The organism is Streptomyces sp. AC627_RSS907 (assembly GCF_019049165.1).
The window spans coordinates 1-737 of the sequence record NZ_JAGMUE010000534.1 but is presented as its reverse complement, the minus strand read 5'-3'; the positions used below and the strand labels follow the sequence as shown (position 1 = coordinate 737).

1 pseudogene is annotated in these 737 nt (G+C 75.3%); it reads left to right on the top strand.

Annotated features, from left to right (window positions below):
* A pseudogene (locus tag KUM32_RS36875) lies at nt 1-514 on the top strand (AMP-binding protein); the annotation flags it as partial.
* Nucleotides 515-737: the final 223 nt, after the last annotated feature.

The window sequence follows — 737 nt, the reverse complement described above, 5'->3', positions numbered from 1 at the left end:
GGTCAAGGTCGTCGACATCGAGACCGGCCGCAAGGTCGCCAAGGGCGAGCCCGGGCTGATGATGGTCTCCACCAAGGCCCAGTGCCTGGACTACGTCGGCGAGAGCGACCGGCACGCGGAGAAGGTCGACGGCCAGTGGTGGAACACCGGCGACGTCGGCGAGATGCACGCGCTCGGCCGCCTCAAGCTGGTCGACCGCGAGGTGGACATCATCCCCGGCACCAGCGGCATCGAGCTGGAGAGCATCCTGCTCGACCGGCTGCCCCGCGCCTCCGACGTCACCGTGCTCGGCCTGCCGGGCGAACTGCCCGTGCCCGTGCTGTCCATGGTGGACGACAAGCTCGACCCGCAGGAGTGGGCCGCCGCGACGGCCGGGCTGCCCCCGATGGCCGAGCCGAAGCTCGTGCCCTGGGACGAGGTGCCGCGCACCGCGACCTGGAAGGTGCGCCGGCTCGACCTGCGCGAACAGGTGCTGGGCAGCAAGGAGGCCATCGGCTCCGGCCGCTGGACCTGAGACGGGACCTCCCGTCCGGCGCGGGGCCAGGCCCCGCGCCGGACGCCGCCACCGGCCCGCTCGCGGCCGGCCGGCGGGGACGGGCGGCGCGGCACCGTGGCCGCGCGGCGACGCCCGGCAGCAGACGACGAACCACCGAGGAACCACCATCCGACGGGACCGGCCCGCGCGAGCACGCGGGCGTCACGACTCCGCCCGCACCACGCGCCGGGCCGGGCACCCG